Origin of the sequence: Bradyrhizobium sp. 604_D8_N2_3 (assembly GCF_051810765.1) — a bacterium.
Lineage (GTDB): Bacteria > Pseudomonadota > Alphaproteobacteria > Rhizobiales > Xanthobacteraceae > Bradyrhizobium > Bradyrhizobium barranii.
The window spans coordinates 5158116-5180346 of sequence record NZ_JBPWPM010000001.1; the positions used below are offsets into that span (position 1 = coordinate 5158116).

The following is a 22231-nucleotide window of genomic DNA, read 5'->3' on the forward strand; positions in this document are numbered from 1 at the left end:
GCCCATTTTCCGATGGGCGGCTGCGCCGCGCGCGGCCGCTCCCCGATCAGGAGCGATCATCTTGTCAGTCCCTTCGGTCATTTCCGTCATTGACGATGATCCATCCGTCCGCCTTGCGACCAACAATCTGCTGACGTCGCGGGGATACACCGTCTACATCTTTGGCTCCGCTCTCGAATTTCTCCAGTCGGCCGAACTGAGGACGACGTCCTGCGTGATCGCGGATGTGCAGATGTCGGTCATGAGCGGCGTTGATCTCCTGATGCATATGCGCGGCCTTGGTCACCGCACGCCGTTTATCTTCATGACCGCCTTTCCCGACGATGCCGTGCGCGACCGCGCACTGAAAGCTGGCGCCATCTGCTTTCTCGCGAAGCCGTTTTCCACGCCGGCTCTGATGAATTGCCTGGAGACGGCCCTGTCGAAGCACAGCGAAGCCAAGACGTAACGCGGCGCCGCGTGAACCCGATTGTTCCACAGGGTGCGGCCACTTGACGTTGTGGCCGCATCCGAAGAGGCAATCCGCCTCAATCCACCTTGATGTCGGCGGCCTTGATAATCGGCCACCATTTTGCGATTTCCGCCTTCTGGCGCGCGCCGAGCGCTTCGGGCGTGAGCTGATCCTTGGGCGTCATCTCGAGGCCCTGGCTTTCGAGCTGCTTCTTCACGGCGGGATCGTTCAGCGCTTCCACGGCGGCCGCATTGAGCTTGGTGACGATCTCCTTCGGTGTGCCCTTCGGCACCCACAGGCCCGACCACAACGTCATGTTGAAGCCTTTCAGCCCCGCCTCGGCGGCCGTCGGAATGTCCGGCGCCGACGAGAGCCGCTTGTCGTCGGTGATGGCATAGGCGCGGATCGTACCGGCGCGGACCTGGTTGATGGAGTTGGAGGTCTGATCGATGATGACGTCGATCTGGCCGGCGATGAGATCGTTCAGCGCGGGCGCCGTGCCGCGATAAGGCACGTATTGCAGCTTGATGCCGCTGACGCTCTCGAAATAGACACCGGCGATGTGGCTGCCGGAGCCCGCGCCGGCGGTGCCGGCGGTCGGCGGCGACGGCCGCGACTTCAGCCACTCGATGAGCTCCTTCAGCGAGGTCGCGGGCACCGCGTTCTTGCTCACCACGATCATCGGATTGCTCGGCAGCAGCACAACCGGCTCGAGATCGGCAACGAGGTCGTATTTGAGCTTGTAGACGGCGCCGTTGGCAACATGGGTGCCGAGATGGCCGAAGGAGATGGTGTAGCCGTCCGGCGCCGATTGCACGGCGCGACCGACGCCGATCGAGCCGCCCGCGCCGGTGACATTCTCGATCACCAGCGGCTGGCCGAGCGTCACCCGCATGCGCTCGGCGAGCACGCGCGCCATCGCATCCGACGGGCCGCCGGCGGCGAAGGGAACGATGACGGTGATGGGATGCGAGGGATAGTCGTCGGCGCGCGCGGCGCCGGTCACAGCGAGAATACCGATCAGCCCGGCCCAGATGGCCTTCTTCATTGTCTTCTCCCCAGCGATGTCATTTTTATTGTTGCACTCCCGCGTACGGGAAGAGGGATCGTTCGTGAAGAGGCGAAATGACGCGCCGGAGCGCGACCATCGCGCTCCGGCTGCCTGATCTTGCTTAGAACTGCGTGTAGTCGATCGGCTTGTGGCGATCGAGCGTGCGGGTGACCGGCGGCAGCGGGTATTTCAGGCCGGTCGCGCAATTGAACAACATCACGCGGTCCGTCTTGCCGACGCGGCCATCGGCGAGGCTGTCCTTGTAGGCGGCGTAGGTTGCAGCCCCCTCGGGGCACAGCAAGAGCCCCTCCTCGCGCGCGACCTCATTGAGCGCCGACGAGATCTTGTCATCGTCGACCGCGATGGCAAAACCCTTGCTCTGACGCACGGCGCGCAGGATCAGGAAGTCGCCGATCGCCTGCGGCACACGGATGCCCGACGCAATCGTGTGGGCGTCCTCCCAGCGCGTCGCATGCTCTGTGCCGGCGTCATAGGCCCGCACCATCGGCGCGCAGCCCGACGCCTGCACCGCGACCATGCGCGGGCGCTTGGAGCCGATGAACCCGATTTTCTCCAGCTCGTCGAAAGCCTTCCACATGCCGATCAGGCCCGTGCCGCCGCCGGTCGGGTAGAAGATCACGTCGGGCACGTCCCAGCCGAGCTGCTCGGCGAGTTCCAGGCCCATCGTCTTCTTGCCCTCGATGCGGTACGGCTCCTTCAGCGTGGACGTGTCGAACCAGCCGACTTTTGCCTTGCCTTCGCCGACGATCTTGCCGCAATCGTCGATATAGCCGTTGACGCGATAGACGGTCGCGCCCTGAAGCTCGATCTCGCTCACGTTCACCTCGGGCGTGTCGGCCGGGCAGAAGATCGTGGTCTTGATGCCGCAGGAGGTCGCGTAGGCCGCGAGCGCCGCGCCGGCATTGCCGTTGGTCGGCATCGCCATGTGCTTGATGCCGAGCGCCTTGCCCATCGACACCGCCATCACGAGGCCGCGCGCCTTGAACGAGCCGGTCGGCAGGCGTCCCTCGTCCTTGACGATGATCTCGCCGCCGCCGAGCCTGGCGCCGAGCTTCGGCAGCCGGATCAGCGGCGTGGTGACCTCGCCGAGCGAGACGATGTCCTTGCATTTGCGCACGGGCAAGAGCTCGCGGTAGCGCCACATGTCGCCAGGACGCTGGGCAAGCGCATCCTTGGTCAGCGCCTTCTTCACGCCCGCGAGGTCGTAGCGCACCAAAAGCGGCTTGCCGGCCTTGGAGAGATTGTGGACCTGGTCGGCAGCGTAATGATCGCCTTCCATCGCGCATTCGAGACGAGTGACGAAGGTCGGGCGTTCGATGGTGAGATTGTCGTTGTCGTGCATGGGTTGGTTTCCTTCTTATTTTGCAAACGGCTCTCTGCTCGTCATTACGAGCACAGCGAAGCAATCCAGAATCTTTCCGCAGAGGCCGCCTGGATTGCTTCGCCGCGCTCGCAATGACGGCGGCGGGCGGCGATGGCGCCCATCAAATATTCAAAACCCTTCCATACGCATCGAGCACGGCTTCCTTCATCATCTCCGACAGGGTCGGATGCGGGAACACCGTGTGCATCAGCTCTTCTTCGGTCGTCTCCAGGTTCATCGCGACGACGTAGCCCTGGATCAGCTCGGTGACTTCAGCACCGACCATGTGGGCGCCGAGGAGCTGACCGGTCTTCTTGTCGAAGATCACCTTAACCAGGCCCTGATCCTCGCCCAGCGCAATCGCCTTGCCGTTGCCGACGAACGGGAAACGGCCGACGCGGATCTCTCGGCCGCTTTCCTTCGCCTTGGCTTCGGTGAGGCCGACGGAGGCGACCTGCGGCTGGCAATAGGTGCAGCCCGGGATCAGGTTCTTGTCCATGGGATGCGGATGCAGGCCCTTGATGGCCTCGACGCAGATCACGCCTTCATGCTCGGCCTTGTGCGCCAGCATCGGGGGACCGGCGACGTCGCCGATGGCGTAGATGCCGGGGACGTTGGTCTTGCCGTAGCCATCGATGACGATACAGCCCCGGTCGGTCTTCACGCCGAGCTTTTCCAGGCCGAGATTCTCGATATTACCGACGACGCCGACCGCCGAGATCACGCGCTCGAACTCGGTGGTGACGGGCTTGCCCTTGCCGTCGTCGATGGTGGCGACGACGCTGTCGGCCTTCTTCTCCAGCTTCGTGACCTTGGTCGAGGACATGATCTTGATGCCCTGCTTCTCCAGACGCTTGCGGGCCAGGCCGGCGATCTCGGCGTCCTCGACGGGCAGTATCTGCGGCAGCACCTCGACCACGGTGACCTCGGAGCCCATGGTGTGGAAGAACGAGGCGAACTCGATGCCGATCGCGCCTGAGCCGACGACCAGCAGCGACTTCGGCATTTTCTCCGGCACCATCGCTTCAAAATAGGTCCAGATCAGCTTCTTGTCGGGCTCGAGCCCCGGCAGCACGCGCGGCCGCGCGCCGGTCGCGATGATGATGTGCTTGGCTTGGTAGCTCCCCTCGCCCAGCGCACCCTTCGGGCCCTCGACGTCGGACTTCTTCACGGTGACCTTGCCGGGCGCGTCGATCGAGGCCGCGCCCCAGATCACGCTCACCTTGTTCTTCTTCATCAGGAAGCCGACGCCGTCGTTCAGCCGCTTCGAGACGCCGCGCGAACGCTGCACCACGGCCTTCGGGTCGAACGAGACCTTCTCCGCCGACAGGCCGTAATCCTTGGCGTGCTGCATGTAGTGGTAGATCTCGGCGGAGCGCAGCAGCGCCTTGGTCGGGATGCAGCCCCAGTTCAGGCAGATGCCGCCGAGATAGGACTTCTCGACGATCGCGACCTTGAAGCCGAGCTGGGCGGCGCGGATCGCGGTGACATAGCCGCCGGGGCCGGAGCCGATGATGATTACGTCGAAGGATGTATCGGCCATGGCGGCTCCCGTTCAACTCAAGCGGTCGTTGCGCCGCGGGCGCGGCGATTGCGGATGTAGCTTCTGATCAGCCATTCCGAGAGAATGGCGGCCGCCATGACGGCGAAGATGGTGAGCGCGATCGGCGCCCATATGTTGCGCGACAGCGCCTCGCCGGCGAAGAAGGCGGAGTCAACGATGTCGCGGCCGAGCGGGCTGAGCGTGAGGATCAGCGAGACCAGCATCGAGATCCAGGGCCAGCGCGTCCTCATGCGCCATCTCAGACCATCATCATGACGGGATTTTCGATCAGCTGCTTGAACGCGCCGATCAGCTCGGCGCCGAGCGCGCCGTCGATGGCGCGGTGATCGCAGGACAAGGTCACGCTCATCATGTGCGCGATCTCGATCTTGCCGCCGCGGACGACCGGCCGCTCCTCGCTGGTGCCGACCGCGAGAATGGTTGCATGCGGCGGGTTGATCACGGCGGTGAAGTGGCTGATGCCGAACATGCCGAGGTTGGAGACCGCGGTGGTGCCGCCCTGGTATTCCTCGGGCTTCAGCTTGCGCGAGCGGGCGCGCGCGGCAAAATCCTTCATCTCGTTGGAGATGGTGGAGAGCGTCTTGGTCTCCGCCTTGCGGATGATCGGCGTGATCAGGCCGCCGGGCATCGCCACGGCAACACCGACGTCGGAATGGTGGTGCTTGACCATGCCGCTTTCGGTCCAGCTGACGTTGCAGTTCGGGATTCTCTGGAGCGCAACGGCCATCGCCTTGATCACGAAGTCGTTGACCGAGATCTTGTAGAGCGGCTTCTTCTCCTTGTCCTTGGGAGCAGCCGCATTGATCTCCTCGCGCGCGGCGAGCAGCTTGCCGATGTCGCAGTCGATGGTGAGGTAGAAGTGCGGGACGTTCTGGATCGACGCGGTCAGGCGCTGTGCGATCGTGCGGCGCATGCCGTCATGCGGCACGATCTCGTAGGAGCCGGGCTCGAACAGCGACAGGATCTGCTTGTCCGACATGGTCGGCGCGATCGAGGGCGCCCCGGACGGCGCAGCGGCAGGCGCCTTCAGGCCCTTGCCGGACTTGGCCTGCTCGACGTCGCGCGCGACCACGCGGCCGTGCGGGCCGGTGCCCGTCACCATCGACACGTCGATGCCTGCATCCTTGGCGAGACGGCGCGCCAGCGGCGATGAGAACACGCGGCCGCCATGGCCGTTGCTCTGCGCGGCTGGAACTGCGGCCTGCGGCGCCGGTGCAGCGGCAGGCGGCGGCGGCGCCTTGGGCGCGGCAGGCGCAGCTGCGGGAGCCGGCGCGGCGGCGGGCGCTTCAGCAGCTTTCGGAGGTGCGGCCGAGGCGCTGGGCTTGGCGGCACCAGCCGCCTTCACGTCCTCGCCCTCGCCGGCGAGCACCGCGATCACGTCGTTGACCGGGACGTCCTGCGTGCCCTCGGGCACGAGGATCTTGGCGATCGTGCCTTCGTCGATCGCCTCGACCTCCATGGTCGCCTTGTCGGTCTCGATCTCGGCGATGACATCGCCGGATTTGACCTTGTCGCCTTCCTTCTTCAGCCACTTGGCGAGGTTGCCCTTCTCCATTGTCGGCGAGAGAGCGGGCATCAGGATGTTGATGGGCATGCTGACCTCAAGAAGAACTTTGCAATACGTCGTCTCCGACAGCGAAGACGACCAGGTTTAGTTGCCGATGTCGCCCTGCCACAGGCGCTCGTTGGCAGGGATGGAACGCCAATTCTTCATCATGGTGATGGAGCGGTCGTCGGCAAGGTCGATCCAGGGGATGCCGAACTTGTCGAGGATGTCCTTGGAGCCCGGGAAGGTGACGGATTCTCCGATCACCACCAGCTTCACCTTGAACAGAGCGAGTGCGCCGGCGCACATCGAGCATGGCGACAGCGTGGTGTACATGACGGTGTCGTGGAACGAGATCACGCCGGCCTCGCGCAGGCAGCTCATCTCGCCGTGGAGAATGACGTTCTTTTCCTGCACACGGTTGTTGTGGCCGCGGGCGATGATCTCATTGCCGCGCGTCAGCACGGCGCCGATCGGCAGGCCGCCCTGTGCGATCGAGGCCTCCGCCTCACGGATCGCCTCCAGCATGAAATCGAAATGATGGGCTTCGATCGCCACGATCAGTGCCCCTTCCCGCGCGGTGTCGTCGTGCCCGTATCGGTTGGCCGTTCAATCTCCGCCTGGAACATCTCGAGGATCCGGCTCAGCGCGTCTTCCTCGGTGTATTCGCTCTCGCGCGCATAGGCGCGCGCCGCGTGACGGGCGAGATCGACGAGCAGGAGGCCCCACATGTCGGGCTCCTCGAAGGCGCGCTGGAACGCCATCGACAGCCCGCCGTCCAGCACGAATACGCGCAGGATCTCGACCGCATCGTCGCGGGCGAGGACGTCGGGTGGCAATGGCTGCTCCTTCGGGCCCGCCATGATCTACCTGTAGCAGACGGCTTTGGCGGCCTCGACCACTTCGGCTGCCGACGGCAGCGCGAGCTTCTCCAGGTTCGCGGCATAGGGCATCGGCACGTCCTTGCCGGAGACGCGCGCGACCGGCGCATCCAGATAGTCGAAGGCGTTCTCCATGATGCGCGCGGCGATCTCGGCGCCGACGCCGCTCTGGGCCCAGCCCTCTTCCACCGTGACCGCACGGCCGGTCTTCTTGACCGAGTTGACGATGGTCTCGGTATCCATCGGCCGCAGCGTGCGCAGGTCGATCACCTCGGCCTCGATACCGTCCTTGGCAAGTTCGTCGGCGGCTTTCAGCGCATAGGTCATGCCGTTCGACCAGGAGATGATGGTGACGTGGCCGCCCGAACGCACGATGCGCGCCTTGCCGATCGGGATCACGAAGTCATCGAGCTTCGGCACTTCGCCGGTGTGACCGTAAAGCACCTCGTTCTCGAGGAAGATCACCGGATTGGGATCGCGGATCGCAGCCTTGAGCAGGCCCTTGTAGTCCGCTGCGGAGAACGGCGCGACCACCTTGAGACCCGGGACGTTGGAATACCAGGACGAGTAGTCCTGGCTGTGCTGGGCGGCGACACGCGCGGCGGCGCCGTTGGGCCCGCGGAACACGATCGAGCAGCCCATCTGGCCGCCGGACATGTAGAGCGTCTTGGCCGCTGAGTTGATGATCTGGTCGATCGCCTGCATGGCGAAGTTGAAGGTCATGAACTCGACGATCGGCTTCAGCCCGGTCATGGCAGCACCGACGCCGATGCCGGCAAAGCCGTGCTCGGTGATCGGCGTGTCGATGACGCGCTTGGCGCCGAACTCCTGGAGCAGGCCCTGCGTCACTTTGTAGGCGCCCTGATATTCAGCGACTTCCTCGCCCATCACGAAGACGTCGGCGTCGCGGCGCATTTCTTCGGCCATGGCGTCGCGCAACGCTTCGCGGATGGTCTGCGTCACCATCGCGGTGCCGGCGGGCACTTCCGGATCGGGCTCGGCAACGACCTGAGGGGCAGCCGCAGCCTTCGGCGCCGAGATCATCGGCTTGCCTTCGCCGACTGGCGAGCGAGATTCGGCGACTTCCTGCGCGACGCTCGGCGCGGGCGCGGCCGGCGCCTTGGCGAGATCGGCAGCCGTCTCGCCATCGGCGAGGATGGTCGCGATCGGCGTGTTGACGGCAACGTCGGCGGTGCCCTCGGGGATCAGGATCTTGCCGAGCGTACCTTCATCGGTCGCCTCGACCTCCATGGTCGCCTTGTCGGTCTCGATCTCGGCGATGACGTCGCCGGACTTGATGGTCTCGCCCTCTTTCTTCAGCCACTTGGCAAGGTTGCCCTTCTCCATCGTGGGCGACAACGCGGGCATCAGCACTTGAATTGGCATATCGACTCCAAAAGAAAGCTTGCGCGCGTTCAGCGATAAATGTCGGTCCAGAGCTCGGCGGCATCCGGCTCGGGATCATGCTGGGCGAAGTCGGCGGACGCATTGACGATGTCGCGGACCTCGGCGTCGATCGCCTTGAGATCGGCCTCGCTCACCTTGGCCGCGAGCAGGCGGTTGCGCACCTGCTCGATCGGGTCCTGGTCGTGGCGGACTTTTTCGACCTCTTCGCGCGTTCTGTACTTTGCGGGGTCGGACATCGAGTGGCCGCGATAGCGGTAGGTCTGCATCTCCAGGATGAAGGGGCCCTTGCCGGCGCGGCACCAGGCCGCCGCCTCCTCGCCCGCGGCCTTCACGGCGCGGACGTCCATGCCGTCGACCTGCATGCCGGGGATATTGAAGGACGCGCCGCGCTTGGAGAAATCCTGCTGCGCTGAAGCGCGCGACACCGAGGTGCCCATGGCGTAGCGGTTGTTCTCGATGACGTAGATCACCGGCAGCTTCCAGAGCTCCGCCATGTTGAAGCTCTCATAGACCTGGCCCTGGTTGGCCGCGCCGTCGCCGAAATAGGTGACGCTGACATTGTCGTTACCACGATAGTGGTTGGCGAAGGCCAGACCCGTGCCGAGCGAGACCTGGGCGCCGACGATGCCGTGGCCGCCGTAGAAGTGCTTCTCCTTGCTGAACATGTGCATGGAGCCGCCCTTGCCCTTGGAATAGCCGCCGCGCCGGCCAGTGAGCTCGGCCATGACGCCGTTGGCCTCCATGCCGGTGGCAAGCATATGACCGTGATCGCGATAGCCGGTGATGACCTGATCGCCCTGCTTCAGGGCCATCTGCATGCCGACCACCACGGCCTCCTGGCCGATATAGAGGTGGCAGAAGCCGCCGATCGCGCCCATGCCGTAGAGCTGGCCGGCCTTTTCCTCGAACCGCCGGATCAGGAGCATGTCGCGGAGCGCTTTGAGCTCCTGCTCTCTGGTGAATTCCGGGGGCGAACCGCCTTCGGTCTTGTCCTGTGGAGTGCTTGCGGCGGCTTTCTTGGGTGCGGCCATGGGAATTCCGGGTCAGAGAAAACTTCAGCCCTCTCTAACCCAAGTCAAACGCCCTTGGAAAGGACCGCGGCGGCATGGCGCGACTTTCATTATGCCGCACTGCAACGTGACCGAAACTTTGCAAAACCTTTGGCGCCGATCGGGCAACTTTAGCTCACCGGTCAGCGGAGGGAACGTGAGCAGCCAACGCAGAGAAATCGGACGCGCTGTTTTGTATCCGAAATCCCACGCGCGTCCGATTCGCCGTGCCGGCTTTACCAGCCCAACTCGCGCAAATACGCCGCACGGGCGGCAACGCCGGTATGCGTGAAGTCGCTGAAGACCCCATCGACGCCGAGCCGGTAGAATTTGAGATATTCAAGGCTCGGGTCGCCGCGATAGTCGGCGGCAAGATACTTCTTCTCGTTCCGAAACGTGAAGACATGGACGAAAAGACCGAGCTTGTGCGCGTCCGCGACAAGGCTGGTCGCGTCCTGCGTCGAAGCCTCCGGCGTCGATCCCTTGTAGGGCGTGCCATCGGCGTTGCTGTCCTTCCACGGCGCGATCTTGAGCGGAACGATATAGGCCTTCCACGGACCGATGCCCTCGGCATAGGTCTTGATCTCGGCAAGCCCCTCGGGCGTCAGCATCGCATCGTACAAGCGCGCATCGCCCGCAACCGTCCAGTCGAACGGGCGCGAATTCGTGATGTTGTTGAGGAGAACCTTGCCGGTTTTGAAGTCGATTCCGTTGCCGTCGACGAGTTGGACCTGCCGCGTCTGAAGGCCGTGGCTGCGCATATATTTCAGGCTGCCGGGTTCGAAGCTCTGGACCAGGATGGGAGCGTCCTTGGTGTTGAGGCCGTTATCCCCGATGATCTTGATCAGGGCCTCCTCGAGCGGACGGCTGCCGGCCGCGCCGCAGCCATTGGCGATCGCCTGGGCATTGTTCCAGGTCGGGTTCTTGGTTTCGGGATAGACGAGGATGGACCGCCCGGTCTCCTTGCTCTTGACCTTGGCGATGTCGATGACGTCCTGGAAGCTGATGATCGGGAGCTTGCCGTTGAAGACTTTCGGCCGCTCGTTGGCCGCGTCATAGGTGGTGCCGCCGATCCATTGCTTCAGCTCGGCCATGGTGAAGTCGCTGATCGACCAATCGTTGGTATCATCCTCGCCGTCGACGATCAGCGACTTCAGCACCGATTTGGGATCGGCCGGGTCGCTGAGATCCGTCAGGTAGTCGGCAGGCACGCCGGTGGCCGACGGGGCCTTGACGCGCACACCGGGCACGGTGCGCTTGCGGGCGGCGACGGCCGCATTGGTCTTCGCCACCTCGGCAATGTTGGTGTTGTCGCTCAGCCAGGGATTATGACGCACGACCAGAACGCAATCCTTGGTCAGGTGCAAATCCTCTTCGAGCGCATCGGTCCCGAGCGCCGCGGCGAGGTCGTACGACGCCTCGGTCTCTTCGGGTACCAAGCCAGGCAGGCCGCGGTGTCCAAGGACCAGTGGCGCCTTTCCATCGACGGTCAGGAAGGGCTTGGCGCCAGTTGGCGCCGGGCCGGACTGTGCAAAGGCCATCGACAGCGGCAGCACCGCCGCGCCGAACAGCATCGCTGCGACACTCATTGTCCGTCCTGAACGACTGTTCCGCATCACCAAGCCTCCGTCTTTGCCCGGCATCGCTTCGAATGCCACGGGCGCCGAACCGAATACGGTCGGCGCTGTCGTCTTGGCTCAAGACTCTGACAGACGGATGACGACGGAGAGGGCGGCGCATGGTTGCGCCGCCCTCTCCTGCCCGATCAGATCTTGCCCAATCAGATCTTGCCCGATCAGAAGAAGCCAAGCTTCTTCGGGCTGTAGCTGACCAGGAGATTCTTGGTCTGCTGGTAGTGATCGAGCATCATCTTGTGGGTCTCGCGACCGACGCCCGACTGCTTGTAGCCGCCGAACGCGGCATGCGCAGGATACGCATGGTAGCAGTTGGTCCAGACCCGGCCGGCCTGGATGGCCCGGCCGAAGCGGTAGCAGCGGTTGGCATCGCGACTCCAGACGCCGGCTCCCAGGCCATAGAGCGTGTCGTTGGCGATCGCGAGCGCTTCGTCATCGGTCTTGAAGGTCGTGACCGAGACGACGGGACCAAAGATCTCCTCCTGGAAGATTCGCATCTTGTTGTGGCCCTCGAACACCGTCGGCTGGACGTAGAAGCCGCCGGAAAGATCGCCGCCGAGCTCGGCACGACCGCCGCCGGCCAGCACCTTGGCGCCCTCCTGCTTGCCGATGTCGATATAGGAGAGGATCTTGGCGAGCTGCTCGCTAGATGCCTGCGCGCCGATCATGGTGTCGGCCGCACGCGGGTCGCCCTGCTTGATCGCGGCGACGCGCTTCAGCGCCCGCTCCATGAAGCGGTCGTAGATGTCGGCGTGGACAATCGCCCGGCTCGGACTGGTGCAGACCTCGCCCTGGTTCAGCGCAAACATCACAAAACCTTCGATCGCCTTGTCGAAGAAGTCGTCGTCCTCGGCGGTGACGTCGTTGAAGAAGATGTTCGGCGACTTGCCGCCGAGCTCCAGCGTGACCGGGATCAGGTTCTGGCTGGCATATTGCATGATCAGCCGGCCCGTCGTGGTCTCGCCGGTGAAGGCGATTTTCGCGATCCGCGGGCTGGACGCGAGCGGCTTGCCGGCTTCGAGGCCAAAGCCGTTGACGATGTTGAGGACGCCGGGCGGCAGGAGATCGCCGATGATCTCGGCCCAGACCATGATCGAGGCCGGGGTCTGCTCGGCGGGCTTGAGCACGACGCAATTGCCGGCGGCGAGCGCCGGCGCGAGCTTCCAGCAGGCCATCAGCAGCGGGAAGTTCCAGGGGATGATCTGGCCGACCACGCCGAGCGGCTCGTGGAAATGATAGGCGATGGTGTCGTGGTCGATCTCGCCGATCGAGCCTTCCTGCGCACGCACCACGCCGGCGAAATAGCGGAAATGATCGATCGCGAGTGGCAGGTCGGCGGCGCGGGTCTCGCGGATCGGCTTACCATTGTCCCAGGTCTCGGCAACCGCAAGGCGCTCCAGATTCTCTTCCATCCGGTCGGCGATCCGGTTCAGGATCGCGGCGCGCTCGGCGACGCTGGTGCGTCCCCAGGCGCCCTTGGCGGCGTGCGCCGCATCGAGGGCGGCCTCGACGTCCTGCGCATCGGAACGCGCGATCTTGCAGACGATCTGGCCGTTCACCGGCGAGGCGTTGTCAAAGTACTTGCCGGAGATTGGCGCGACGAATTTGCCGCCGATGAAATTGTCATAGCGTTCGGCGAACGGAACCTGGGTGACGCCGAGGAATTCCACCTTGTTCATTGATCACTCCCGATGTTTGCTGTTTGCGCAATTCGTCGCGTGTTCACGACTTGCGCCGACGATGTCGCGGGAGCGTTTTCCTGTCAGCCCGGGCGTGAGCGATGGCCGGCCCGACCTGTCGCAGTTCTGCGACAGGTGACGCAGCTGCCCCCACACACTCAGCCCTCATCCTGAGGAGCGCGCTCTTGCGCGCGTCTCGAAGGATGGCCGCGGGCACAGCCAGGCCTGCATGGTTCGAGACGGCCGCTTCGCGGCCTCCTCACCATGAGGGTTGAGTTGGTGGGCGCGGAAGAAAAATAGAGCCGCAGCTCAGTGCTTCAGCTCGAACCGCTTGAGCTTCCTGTGCAGCGTGGCGCGGCTGATGCCGAGGGCCTTGGCGGCGGCCGAAACATTGCCGTCCGCGCGCAGCAGCGCCCGCTGCAACACCGCGCGCTGGCCGCCCGCAAGATGGTCATGCGCGGTATCGCCGCCGAGGAGGTCAGCCGCGGGCACCGGCTGCAAGGGACGGCCGGGCGCAATCCCGAGTCCCACCCGCGCGGACCGGGTCGCGCCGATCACGAGATCATCCGCATCGACCGCGACCAGGCCGCCGGCCTGGCCGTCCGCGCCTTGCGTCAGCACGATGCGGGCATGGGCGAAGGCGCGGCGAAACAGATCAGCTTCGATGCGCCTCGCCGCCTCACCTGCCGCGAGCGCGATCAGATTGGAAAACGCATCGGTCCGGTCGGCGCGGCAGGAGGAGACGTCGAGCACGCCCGCAAACGCCGCCTCGTGGTCGTAGATCGGAACGGCGGTGCAGCTCAGAAGCGTGTTGCGGGTGAAGAAATGCTGGTCGCGGTCGATCGTCAGCGGGCGCTGCTCGACGACGCAGGTGCCGATGCCGTTGGTGCCTTCATGCTCCTCGCTCCAGAGCGCGCCGGTCCACAGGCCCCAGGATTGGAACGTCGCATCGTCCACCGCTGTGCCGCGGCGGTCGACCGGCACGCCCGCGCCGTCGGCGAGCAGCACGCAGCAGCCGCTCGCGCCGACCGCCTGATAGAGCCGGTCCATCGCGCCTTGCGCGGCGGCGAGCAGCGGCGCGACGCGCTCGCGCGCCTGCCGCAACTCGACATCGCTCAGCCGCATCGGCGCGCTGCGACCGGCGGGATCGAGATGATGCAATCGGGACGAACGGCGCCATGAGGCCACCAGCGCGGAGCGCGCGGCCTGGCCTGACGCAATGGCGGCCTCGACGCGGGCCGCGTGATGCCGGGACATTGGCCCATTCATCACTGTTTCCTCCGGGTGGCAGTCTAGGCTGCGCCGGCATGGCCCGGTTGATCTGCGTCAACTCAGGCAGACGGCGGCAGAAGCCATGGGGCCGTTGCTGCGTTGCCGTCAAGGCGGCAGCCCGGTTCCAAGCCTAAGACTTTCGGTAGAATTGCTACACGGTTGTCGAATTTCGGCAGCGGCTTTCGATGCCGGTTTCGAATGCAGCGGAAAGCGCTACTTCGCCGGGATCATCCGAACGAGATCGTGCGGATTGACATAGTCGAGCTGATAGCGCGCCCGCTCGTCCAGCATGTCAGGATCGATCCGCGACGTCCGCAGCAGCGACACGCGCTGCTCGCTCTTCGCGCGCTCGCGCTTGAGCTGGGCCAGCTCACTCGTCAGCGCGATGATCTCCTGGTCGAGCTCCTGGCGGGCGTTGAGACCGTATTTGCCGGTGTAGGCGTTGACGCCGAAATAGCCGACGATAGCGGCCGCCATCGCATAGAGGGCAAGGCCGGTCAGGATCGATTTCAGGCGCGCGCGGGAGACCATCTTGGGAAGATGCGGCAGGTTGGTTAAGGGAGTGCTAATCGCCTCCCCCTTCGCGTTCCAATTCCTACCCTCAGACGTCATGCCCGGCCTTGTGCCGGGCATCCACGTTCTTCGTCACCACGAGCCAAGACGTGGATGGCCGGGACAAGCCCGGCCATGACGAAGAAAGACGTCAGCCGTGGTGTTTGGCCACGTGCGCAGCAAACGCGTCGATATAGGCCTGGAGGACGGGCTTCAGAGATTCCTTGGTCAGGTTCCCCTCCGCATCGAAGGCATCGCCGACCGCGTTCAGATAGATCTCCGGCTGCTGCAGGATCGGGCCGGCAATGCCCGGCAGGATGTTCTGCAGCGTCTTGGCGGCGCTGACGCCGCCGAGCGGGCCCGGCGAGTTCGAGATGATGCCGACCGGCTTGCCGTTGAACGAGCTCTTGCCATAGGGGCGCGAAGCAACGTCGATGGCGTTCTTCAGCACACCCGGGATGGCGCGGTTGTATTCGGGGGTGACGAAAATGACGCCGTCCGACTTCTGCAGCTTTTCGCGGAAGGCCAGCCAGTCCGCAGGCGGCGCGCCCTCCAGGTCCTGGTTGAAGAACGAAATGCCTGCCAGCGTGACGACCTCGAGCTTGAGCGAGGCCGGCGCGAGCTTTGCGATCGCATTGGCGATCTTCAGCGAAAAGCTGTCCTTGCGCAGGCTGCCGGCGATCACGACGATGTTGTAGGCCATGGATTGTCCTTGGGGGCTTGAGCGGAAGTTCCGGGGCGGCACTTAAGCGATCCGGGTCGATGGATGCAAGTGCATGAACCGGTCCTGTTTGGAAACGCTGAGTTTCTCGAAAGCAGATGGTCGCTACGATCCAAAAACAATCAGGCCGCCCGAAGGCGGCCTGATGTTTCTCGCAAACCCCTGGCTCGGTTCAGATCGTCGGATTCCAGGCCGACGGGATCAGGCGGTATTTCGCGCCGTCCTTCTCGACATGCCCCACCGAGGGGAAGGTGAAGTGGAATCCGATCACGGTCGCCTTCTCGGCTGCCGCCATGTCGTAGAATTTGTGGCGGGTGGCCTGCGCCAGTGCCGGATCGTTGTCGAACGCCACGTGCCAGTCCGGATTGCGCAGGAAGAACTCCGGAATGTTGGTGACGTCAGATTGGATCAGCACCTTCTTGTCGCCAGAGGCCACCGCGAACGAGGTATGACCCGGCGTGTGGCCGGGCGTCGCGATCGAGGTGATGCCCGGGGCGACCTCCTTGCCCCACTCGTATTTCGTGACTTTGGATTCGAGGCCGGCAAAGGTCTTCTTCACGTTGGCGAAGTAGTTCTTCGTCATGTCGTTCGGAGCCTTGGCCGCGTTCTCGTCGCTCGCCCAGAACTCCCAATCCTTCGCCGGCACCATGATCTCCGCATTCGGGAACGCGAGCGCGCCGTCGGCGAGACGAATGCCGTTGGTGTGATCAGGATGGAGATGCGACAGCAGCACGACGTCGATGTGCTTCGGGTCGACGCCGGCAGCGGCGAGGTTCTGCAGCGTACGGCCGACCGCGCCCTTGCTCGGCTCGAGATTGGCAACGCCGTTGCCGGTGTCGATCAGGACCAGCTTGGAGCCGGTGTTGATGAGCTGCGGATTGAACGGTACCGTGACCATGCCCTTCGGCATGTACGCCGCCTCGCCCGCGGCCAGCGCTTCCTCCTTCGGCAGGTTGACCACGAACTTGTCCGGCATCGGGAAGGTGCGCGCCCCGTCGTTGATCGAGGTGCACTCGTAGCTGCCGACCTTGTAGCGATAGAAGCCGGGCGCCTGCGCCCCGCTTGGCGGCACCGAGGCACTGGCAGTGGTCGGTCCAAGTCCGGTTACGGCCGCCGCGCCCATAGCGACAGCGCCCGCGAGCAGGTCGCGGCGATTCAGATCAGTCATGGAAGTGTCCCCTTCTTTGCTTGCGGTTGCCCCGCTTTCAATTGCGGCGCAAATGTTCCCGCGCTTCGCTCAGAAGGCAAGTCCTTCTTTGGATGGTGTGCCGTGGCACATCACGAAGATTTATTTGGGTTGATGAGGAATTTTTCGCCGGTGGCCCGTTTGGCGTAGACCGCGATGTTGGCGGGATCGAGCGCCTCCTGAAGCGATACCACCTTGGTGTAGTGGCTGGCGAAGGTCGTCTTCAATTCGTCGACGACGCGCTGGCGCAGCCTGGCTCCGTCCGCCTGCCCGATCTTCATCAGGAACGGAAACAGCAGCCAGCCGCCGACGCCCCAGGCCATACCGAAGCCGCGCGGCAACTCGATCGGGCGGATGTCGAGTGCGCCGTAGACGTAGACCTGCTTGTGCACGTTGGAGCCGTAGCGGCTGTATTCCTTAGCGGTCTTGTTGATCGCGGCTTCCATGCAGTTGAGGATGTCGCCGGCCAGCTTGCCGCCGCCGATGGCATCGAAGGCGATGGTGGCGCCGGTCTCGACCAGCGCATTGGTGAGATCGCCGAGGAAGCTCGGTGCGGTGGAGTCGACGACGTATTTGGCGCCGATCTTGTGCAGGATGTCGGCCTGCTCCTTGCTGCGCACGATGTTGACCAGCGGAATGCCGTCCTTGATGCAGATCTTGTTCAGCATCTGGCCGAGATTGGAGGCGGCCGCGGTGTGCACCAGCGCCTTGTGCCCCTCGCGCCGCATGGTCTCGGTCATGCCGAGCGCCGTGAGCGGATTGACGAAGCAGGAGGCGCCTTCGGCCGGCGTGGTGCCCGCCGGCAGCGGCAGGCACTCGCGCACTTTCAGCGTGCGGTACTGCGCGTACATCGCTCCGCCGATCATCGCGACGGTCTTGCCCATCAATGCCTTCGCGGCATCGGACGAGCCGGTCTTGATGACGACGCCCGCGCCTTCGTTACCAACCGGCATGGCTTCGTCGAGCCGGCCGGCCATCGCCCGCATCGCGCCCTCCGGCACCTTCGCGGTGATGACGGGAGCGTCCTTGCTGCCGGACGCCTTCGCCGTGCTCATATCGGCCGCGCCGACGAGAAGGCCGAGGTCGGACGGGTTGATCGGCGCCGCCTCGACGCGGACGACGACCTCGTCCGCGGCGGGCTCGGGAGTCGGCACGTCGACGAGCGAGATTTCCAGTTCACCGCTCTTCTTGATCAGCGAACGCAGTTGCAGTCCGGTCTTGCCGTCGCTCATGTCGATCCTCCCCTGTCCTAGCTGGAGCGCCGGCTTATGCCAGCGCCTTCAATGCCGCCTTGCCGCCGTAAAGCGCCTGCTTGCCGAGCTGTTGCTCGATGCGCAGGAGCTGATTGTATTTGGCGGTGCGGTCGGAACGCGCAAGGGAGCCGGTCTTGATCTGACCGCAATTGGTGGCGACCGCGAGGTCGGCGATGGTGGAATCCTCGGTCTCGCCGGAGCGGTGCGACATCACCGAGGTATAGCCGGCCTTGTGCGCCATCTCGACGGCAGCGAGCGTCTCGGTCAGCGTACCGATCTGGTTGACCTTGATCAGGATCGAATTGGCGCGGCCGGCCTTGATGCCTTCGGCCAGGCGCTTGACGTTGGTGACGAAGAGATCGTCGCCGACCAGCTGGCACTTCTTGCCGATGAGGTCGGTGAGCTCCTTCCAGCCGTCCATGTCGTCTTCCGACATGCCGTCCTCGATGGTCACGATCGGATAGCGCGACACCAGGTCTGCGAGGTACTTGGCCTGCTCGGAGATCGAGCGGGTCTTGCCCTCGCCTTCATAGACGTATTTGCCGTCCTTGAAGAACTCGGTCGAGGCGCAGTCGAGGCCGATCACGATGTCGGTTCCGGCCTTGTAGCCGGCCTTGCCGATCGCGTTCATGACGAACTCGAGCGCGGCGTCCGCCGACGGCAGGTTCGGGGCGAAACCGCCCTCGTCGCCGACATTGGTGTTGTGGCCGGCCTTCTTCAATTCCGACTTCAGGGTGTGGAACACCTCCGCGCCGTAGCGCAGGCCCTCGGCGAAGGACGACGCGCCGACGGGAAGGATCATGAACTCCTGGAAGTCGATCGGATTGTCGGCATGCACGCCGCCATTGATGATGTTCATCATGGGCACCGGCAACAGACGCGCCGAGGTGCCGCCGACGTAACGATAGAGCGGCATGTCGAGCGAGTTCGCGGCAGCCTTGGCGCAGGCGAGCGAGACGCCGAGGATGGCGTTGGCGCCCAGCCGGCTCTTGTTCGGCGTGCCGTCGAGGTCGATCATGATCTGGTCGATCTGGGCCTGCTGCTCCGCATCAAGGCCGCTCAGGGCCTCGAAGATCTCGCCATTGACGGCGCCGACGGCCTTGGTGACGCCTTTGCCGAGATAGCGGGCCTTGTCGCCATCGCGCAGTTCCACCGCCTCATGGGCGCCGGTGGAGGCGCCCGACGGCACCGCGGCACGGCCGAGCGCACCATCTTCCAGCACGACGTCGACCTCGACGGTGGGATTGCCACGGCTGTCGAGAATTTCGCGGCCGATGATGTCGATGATGGCGGTCATGATGTGCACTTCCGTTCGTTAGGGCTGATCGGTGCCGGGGGTCTTACACGGGCCGCAAGCAAATGTGAACGCTTGGACGGCGTGCTTCGACTGACGCGTGAGCGGGCTCGGACTATCCTTGAAGTCGCCTGCTCTGCGCGTCCAACCTCAATCTGAAACAGTCGGGGTAACGCCATGAACCGCCGCCAGTTTCTTGCCTCGAGCGCCGCCCTCCTCGCCGTCCGCCCAAGTTTTGCGCAGGAAGGCCTGTTCCGGACAAAATATTTCCCCATCAGCGCCGGCATCGGCCTGCACGACCTCGCCCCCGCTCGCGACGGCACGGTCTGGTTCACGGCGCAGGGCAAGGGCATGCTGGGTAGGCTCGACCCCCGGGATGGCAGTTTCAAGACAGTCAGCCTCGGCCAGGGCGCCGCACCGCACGGCGTGACGATCGGCCCCGACGGTGCCCCCTGGATCACCGAGGGCGGCCAGAACGCGATCGCCCGGGTCGATCCCGGCGATCTCAAGGTCACGCTGTTCCGCCTGCCCGAAAAGTTCGCCTCCGCCAATCTCAACACCGGCGTGTTCGACAAGGAAGGCACCTACTGGTTCACCGGCCAGTCCGGCTATTACGGCCGGCTCAAGCCGAGATCGGGCGAGATGGACGTGTTCAGGGCGCCCAGGGGTGTTGGCCCCTACGGCATCGCGGTGACGCCCAAGGGTGAGGTCTGGTACGCCTCGCTGGCCGGCAGCCATATCGCGAAGATTGATCTTGCGACCGGCAATGCCGCCATTGTCGAGCCGCCGACGCCGAGCCAGGGGTCGCGGCGGGTCTGGTCAGATTCGCAAAGCCGGATCTGGGTCAGCGAGTGGAACAGCGGTCGCGTCTCGGTGCACGATCCCGCCAAGGACTCCTGGAAAACCTGGAAGCTGCCGGGCGATCGCCCTCGCACCTATGCCGTCTATGTCGACGACAAGGACAAGGTCTGGCTGACCGATTTCTCCGCCAATGCCATCGTCCGCTTCGATCCCACGACCGAGCGGTTCAACGTTTTCGCCAGCGACATGGCCAATGCCAATGTGCGCCAGCTCGACGGCCGCCCGGGCGAGCTGTGGGGCTGCGAGTCCGGCAACGACCGGATCGTCATGATCCAGACGATCGCGGCTGGTTGACGACGGCGACATTTGCGTCCATCCCGGCATCCTCTGGAGCGCGATCTTATCGCGCTCCGGTTTTTTAGTTGAGCATGATCTTTCGGAAAACCGGTGCCCACTTTTCCGGATCATGCTCGAACAGGATGTGACGACGATGGCGAAGAAATCCCTCCAGCTCGGCCGTGCGGTCGAATGGCCGCACACACCGGAAGAAGCCCAGCTCGACCGCGTGCCCAATCCGCAAAAGGGCACGGACTATCTGGTGCGCTTCACCGTGCCGGAATTCACCTCGCTGTGCCCGGTCACGGGACAACCGGATTTCGCGCATCTGATGATCGACTACGCACCCGGCCCTTGGCTGCTGGAGTCGAAGTCGCTCAAGCTCTACATCGCGAGCTTCCGCAATCACGGCGCATTCCACGAGGATTGCACCGTCATGATCGGCAAGCGCATCGCGAGCGAGATCAAGCCGAAGTTCTTGCGCATCGGCGGTTACTGGTATCCGCGCGGCGGTATCCCGATCGACGTGTTCTGGCAGACCGGCCGCGTGCCGAAGGGATTGTGGGTGCCAGAGCAAGGCGTCGTGCCGTATCGCGGACGGGGTTAGTTGGAGACGAATGACGATGACATCGATATCAGCAACATTCCGCAACATTGCCTTCGGCGTTCTAACCGTCCTGTGGCTGACCGGCGTGGCCGAAGCTGCCGAGGTCCATGTGATGATCTCGGGCGGATTGACGGCTGCCTACAAGGCGCTCGTGCCGGAATTCGAGAAGGCCACCGGCAACAAAGTGCTGACGGAATATGGGCCGTCGATGGGGACGACCACCAATGCGATCCCGGTCCGGCTGGAGCGCGGCGAACCCGCCGATGTCCTGATCATGGTGGGCTATGCCCTCACCGACCTCACCGGCAAGGGCAAGGTCGTGGCCGGCAGCCAGGTCGACCTCACCAGATCTCCGATCGGCGTTGCCGTGAAATCGGGTGCGTCGAAGCCGGACATCAGCTCGGTGGAGGCCGTCAAGCGCGCGCTGCTGGCGGCGAAAACGATCGCCTATTCCGATAGCGCCAGCGGCGTCTATGTCTCGACCGAGATGTTTGACAAGCTCGGCATCGCCGATGTCATGAAGGACAAGGCACGAAAGATTCCGGCAACGCCGGTCGGCGAGATCGTCGCGCACGGCGAGGCCGAGCTCGGCTTCCAGCAGATCAGCGAGCTGAAGCCCGTGCACGGCATCGACATCGTCGGACCGCTGCCGAACGAATTGCAGGAGATCACGATCTTCTCGGCCGGGATCGCGGCCGGTTCGAAGGAGCCCGAAGCCGGCCGTGCCTTGATCAAGTTCCTCGCCTCCCCCGCCGCCCGCGACGTGATCATCGCAAGCGGCATGGAGCCGATCCCGGCTGGGGGCGCGAATTGAGGCAGGCCTACTCCGTGCGCTACTCCTGACACGCCCTCAACAGAGGGGCTTCGCCACTCCTGGTCAATCGGAGGCTGCCGAGGCCTTCTTGACCGGACCGAGATCGCGCGCCGGATAGTTGGCGCCGGATTCGACGATGTGTCGTCGCACTGCTGCAACGAGCGCGGCGAGATCGCGAGACTCGATCGCATCGACGATCTCGACATGGTGTGCAGCACTTCTCTGCAGCTCGGCGTTCGAAGGCCACAAAGCAATCGGCCCTGGTCTGGCGCGATTTCTGATTTCCACGATGAGGCTGGCGAGCGATTGGTTCGCTGCATGGCGATAGATCTCGTCGTGAAAGGCTGCGTTGGTATTTGCCTGATCCGCCTTGCTGCCGCGCGCCACAGCATCTTCGAAGATTTGCTGAGCCTGCTTGATCTTCTTGAGTTCGTCGGGGCCGATATTCGGTAGCGCCTGCCTTGCCGCTTCAACTTCGAGCAGCGTGCGGATCGCCAATATCTCGCGAACGACGTTCAAGTCGGGTTGCGCGACCCGGTATCCGCGATTTTCGACATGCGTCACCATCCCGCTTGCGGCAAGCTGGGTCAGCGCACTCCGGACGTCAAACCGTTTGGCAGCGAAGGCTTCTTCCAGGTCGATCTGGCGCAACCATTCGCCTGGCCGGTAGTCGCCTTGCAGGATGGCGGCACCGATTTCCGCCGCCAACAGCCTCTTCTGCTCCTTCCGTACTTTCATGGCTGCTTCCC

22 protein-coding genes are annotated in these 22231 nt (G+C 64.2%); 4 read left to right on the forward strand and 18 right to left on the reverse strand.

What is annotated here, in order from left to right; genetic code table 11:
* Positions 1-61 precede the first annotated feature (61 nt).
* Complete coding sequence (locus AB7245_RS24540; RefSeq protein ID WP_085404623.1) at positions 62-448, forward strand: response regulator transcription factor; 387 nt, start codon at positions 62-64, stop codon at positions 446-448.
* Between the two features lie 79 nt (positions 449-527).
* On the opposite strand, the gene AB7245_RS24545 is transcribed toward AB7245_RS24540, so the two are convergent.
* From AB7245_RS24545 to eno, 17 genes are all read right to left on the reverse strand, one after another.
* Positions 528-1499, reverse strand: coding sequence for a tripartite tricarboxylate transporter substrate binding protein BugD (locus tag AB7245_RS24545; RefSeq protein ID WP_085404622.1), 972 nt, complete (start codon positions 1497-1499; stop codon positions 528-530).
* A gap of 124 nt (positions 1500-1623) precedes the next feature.
* Positions 1624-2865 carry a threonine synthase gene (locus tag AB7245_RS24550; protein ID WP_439035046.1) on the reverse strand — a complete coding sequence of 414 codons (1242 nt, stop codon included), beginning with the start codon at positions 2863-2865 and terminating at the stop codon, positions 1624-1626.
* A 142-nt stretch (positions 2866-3007) separates the two neighbouring features.
* Entirely contained in the window at positions 3008-4429 is a 1422-nt protein-coding gene (lpdA, locus tag AB7245_RS24555) for a dihydrolipoyl dehydrogenase (RefSeq protein ID WP_014495018.1), read from the reverse strand.
* Positions 4430-4446: 17 nt separating this feature from the next.
* On the reverse strand, positions 4447-4680 hold the full coding sequence (locus tag AB7245_RS24560; RefSeq protein ID WP_085404620.1) for a hypothetical protein: 234 nt from the start codon (positions 4678-4680) through the stop codon (positions 4447-4449).
* Positions 4681-4688: 8 nt separating this feature from the next.
* Complete coding sequence (locus AB7245_RS24565; RefSeq protein WP_085404619.1) at positions 4689-6044, reverse strand: pyruvate dehydrogenase complex dihydrolipoamide acetyltransferase; 1356 nt, start codon at positions 6042-6044, stop codon at positions 4689-4691.
* A gap of 57 nt (positions 6045-6101) precedes the next feature.
* Positions 6102-6554: a nucleoside deaminase gene (locus AB7245_RS24570; RefSeq protein WP_014495015.1), complete on the reverse strand. Its 453-nt coding sequence runs from the start codon at positions 6552-6554 to the stop codon at positions 6102-6104.
* A 2-nt stretch (positions 6555-6556) separates the two neighbouring features.
* Positions 6557-6859 (reverse strand): DUF5076 domain-containing protein, encoded by a 303-nt coding sequence (locus AB7245_RS24575; protein ID WP_028149595.1) that lies wholly within the window; start codon positions 6857-6859, stop codon positions 6557-6559.
* 3 nt (positions 6860-6862) lie between these two features.
* Positions 6863-8263: a pyruvate dehydrogenase complex E1 component subunit beta gene (locus tag AB7245_RS24580; RefSeq protein ID WP_085404618.1), complete on the reverse strand. Its 1401-nt coding sequence runs from the start codon at positions 8261-8263 to the stop codon at positions 6863-6865.
* A gap of 29 nt (positions 8264-8292) precedes the next feature.
* A complete protein-coding gene (pdhA, locus tag AB7245_RS24585) occupies positions 8293-9315 on the reverse strand; it encodes a pyruvate dehydrogenase (acetyl-transferring) E1 component subunit alpha (protein WP_085404617.1) in 1023 nt (340 codons plus the stop codon).
* A gap of 254 nt (positions 9316-9569) precedes the next feature.
* Positions 9570-10922 carry a glycerophosphodiester phosphodiesterase family protein gene (locus AB7245_RS24590; protein WP_439035047.1) on the reverse strand — a complete coding sequence of 451 codons (1353 nt, stop codon included), beginning with the start codon at positions 10920-10922 and terminating at the stop codon, positions 9570-9572.
* 206 nt (positions 10923-11128) lie between these two features.
* Complete coding sequence (gene adh / locus AB7245_RS24595) at positions 11129-12646, reverse strand: aldehyde dehydrogenase (protein WP_354116183.1); 1518 nt, start codon at positions 12644-12646, stop codon at positions 11129-11131.
* Positions 12647-12955: 309 nt separating this feature from the next.
* A complete protein-coding gene (locus tag AB7245_RS24600; protein ID WP_085404614.1) occupies positions 12956-13915 on the reverse strand; it encodes a GAF domain-containing protein in 960 nt (319 codons plus the stop codon).
* 216 nt (positions 13916-14131) lie between these two features.
* Positions 14132-14449 (reverse strand): FtsB family cell division protein, encoded by a 318-nt coding sequence (locus AB7245_RS24605; RefSeq protein ID WP_028149600.1) that lies wholly within the window; start codon positions 14447-14449, stop codon positions 14132-14134.
* Between the two features lie 172 nt (positions 14450-14621).
* A complete protein-coding gene (locus AB7245_RS24610; RefSeq protein ID WP_028149601.1) occupies positions 14622-15173 on the reverse strand; it encodes an NADPH-dependent FMN reductase in 552 nt (183 codons plus the stop codon).
* Between the two features lie 190 nt (positions 15174-15363).
* A complete protein-coding gene (locus AB7245_RS24615; RefSeq protein ID WP_085404613.1) occupies positions 15364-16359 on the reverse strand; it encodes an MBL fold metallo-hydrolase in 996 nt (331 codons plus the stop codon).
* A 110-nt stretch (positions 16360-16469) separates the two neighbouring features.
* Complete coding sequence (locus tag AB7245_RS24620) at positions 16470-17609, reverse strand: zinc-binding dehydrogenase (RefSeq protein WP_085404612.1); 1140 nt, start codon at positions 17607-17609, stop codon at positions 16470-16472.
* A gap of 34 nt (positions 17610-17643) precedes the next feature.
* The gene (gene eno, locus AB7245_RS24625; RefSeq protein WP_085404746.1) at positions 17644-18927 is read right to left on the reverse strand and encodes a phosphopyruvate hydratase; all 1284 of its coding nucleotides are present in this window, start codon (positions 18925-18927) and stop codon (positions 17644-17646) included.
* Between the two features lie 174 nt (positions 18928-19101).
* On the opposite strand from eno, the gene AB7245_RS24630 reads away from it, so the two are divergent.
* The 3 genes from AB7245_RS24630 to AB7245_RS24640 all read left to right on the forward strand — a co-directional run bounded on the left by AB7245_RS24630 (position 19102) and on the right by AB7245_RS24640 (position 21482).
* Positions 19102-20079: a Vgb family protein gene (locus AB7245_RS24630; protein ID WP_085404611.1), complete on the forward strand. Its 978-nt coding sequence runs from the start codon at positions 19102-19104 to the stop codon at positions 20077-20079.
* Between the two features lie 112 nt (positions 20080-20191).
* On the forward strand, positions 20192-20668 hold the full coding sequence (gene queF / locus AB7245_RS24635; protein ID WP_085404610.1) for a preQ(1) synthase: 477 nt from the start codon (positions 20192-20194) through the stop codon (positions 20666-20668).
* A gap of 16 nt (positions 20669-20684) precedes the next feature.
* Positions 20685-21482, forward strand: coding sequence for a substrate-binding domain-containing protein (locus tag AB7245_RS24640; protein ID WP_085404609.1), 798 nt, complete (start codon positions 20685-20687; stop codon positions 21480-21482).
* 63 nt (positions 21483-21545) lie between these two features.
* On the opposite strand, the gene AB7245_RS24645 is transcribed toward AB7245_RS24640, so the two are convergent.
* Positions 21546-22220, reverse strand: coding sequence for a GntR family transcriptional regulator (locus AB7245_RS24645; RefSeq protein WP_208071202.1), 675 nt, complete (start codon positions 22218-22220; stop codon positions 21546-21548).
* Between the last annotated feature and the right edge of the window lie 11 nt (positions 22221-22231).

What these genes read in the sequence shown, in the direction of transcription:
- AB7245_RS24545 (WP_085404622.1), bottom strand. Translation starts at nt 1,499, where the DNA reads ATGAAGAAGGCCATCTGGGCCGGGCTGATCGGTATTCTCGCTGTGACC.
- AB7245_RS24550 (WP_439035046.1), bottom strand. Translation starts at nt 2,865, where the DNA reads ATGCACGACAACGACAATCTCACCATCGAACGCCCGACCTTCGTCACT.
- lpdA (WP_014495018.1), bottom strand. Translation starts at nt 4,429, where the DNA reads ATGGCCGATACATCCTTCGACGTAATCATCATCGGCTCCGGCCCCGGC.
- AB7245_RS24560 (WP_085404620.1), bottom strand. Translation starts at nt 4,680, where the DNA reads ATGAGGACGCGCTGGCCCTGGATCTCGATGCTGGTCTCGCTGATCCTC.
- AB7245_RS24565 (WP_085404619.1), bottom strand. Translation starts at nt 6,044, where the DNA reads ATGCCCATCAACATCCTGATGCCCGCTCTCTCGCCGACAATGGAGAAG.
- AB7245_RS24575 (WP_028149595.1), bottom strand. Translation starts at nt 6,859, where the DNA reads ATGGCGGGCCCGAAGGAGCAGCCATTGCCACCCGACGTCCTCGCCCGC.
- AB7245_RS24580 (WP_085404618.1), bottom strand. Translation starts at nt 8,263, where the DNA reads ATGCCAATTCAAGTGCTGATGCCCGCGTTGTCGCCCACGATGGAGAAG.
- pdhA (WP_085404617.1), bottom strand. Translation starts at nt 9,315, where the DNA reads ATGGCCGCACCCAAGAAAGCCGCCGCAAGCACTCCACAGGACAAGACC.
- AB7245_RS24590 (WP_439035047.1), bottom strand. Translation starts at nt 10,922, where the DNA reads ATGAGTGTCGCAGCGATGCTGTTCGGCGCGGCGGTGCTGCCGCTGTCG.
- adh (WP_354116183.1), bottom strand. Translation starts at nt 12,646, where the DNA reads ATGAACAAGGTGGAATTCCTCGGCGTCACCCAGGTTCCGTTCGCCGAA.
- AB7245_RS24600 (WP_085404614.1), bottom strand. Translation starts at nt 13,915, where the DNA reads ATGAATGGGCCAATGTCCCGGCATCACGCGGCCCGCGTCGAGGCCGCC.
- AB7245_RS24605 (WP_028149600.1), bottom strand. Translation starts at nt 14,449, where the DNA reads ATGGTCTCCCGCGCGCGCCTGAAATCGATCCTGACCGGCCTTGCCCTC.
- AB7245_RS24610 (WP_028149601.1), bottom strand. Translation starts at nt 15,173, where the DNA reads ATGGCCTACAACATCGTCGTGATCGCCGGCAGCCTGCGCAAGGACAGC.
- AB7245_RS24615 (WP_085404613.1), bottom strand. Translation starts at nt 16,359, where the DNA reads ATGACTGATCTGAATCGCCGCGACCTGCTCGCGGGCGCTGTCGCTATG.
- AB7245_RS24620 (WP_085404612.1), bottom strand. Translation starts at nt 17,609, where the DNA reads ATGAGCGACGGCAAGACCGGACTGCAACTGCGTTCGCTGATCAAGAAG.
- eno (WP_085404746.1), bottom strand. Translation starts at nt 18,927, where the DNA reads ATGACCGCCATCATCGACATCATCGGCCGCGAAATTCTCGACAGCCGT.
- AB7245_RS24630 (WP_085404611.1), top strand. Translation starts at nt 19,102, where the DNA reads ATGAACCGCCGCCAGTTTCTTGCCTCGAGCGCCGCCCTCCTCGCCGTC.
- queF (WP_085404610.1), top strand. Translation starts at nt 20,192, where the DNA reads ATGCTCGAACAGGATGTGACGACGATGGCGAAGAAATCCCTCCAGCTC.
- AB7245_RS24640 (WP_085404609.1), top strand. Translation starts at nt 20,685, where the DNA reads ATGACATCGATATCAGCAACATTCCGCAACATTGCCTTCGGCGTTCTA.
- AB7245_RS24645 (WP_208071202.1), bottom strand. Translation starts at nt 22,220, where the DNA reads ATGAAAGTACGGAAGGAGCAGAAGAGGCTGTTGGCGGCGGAAATCGGT.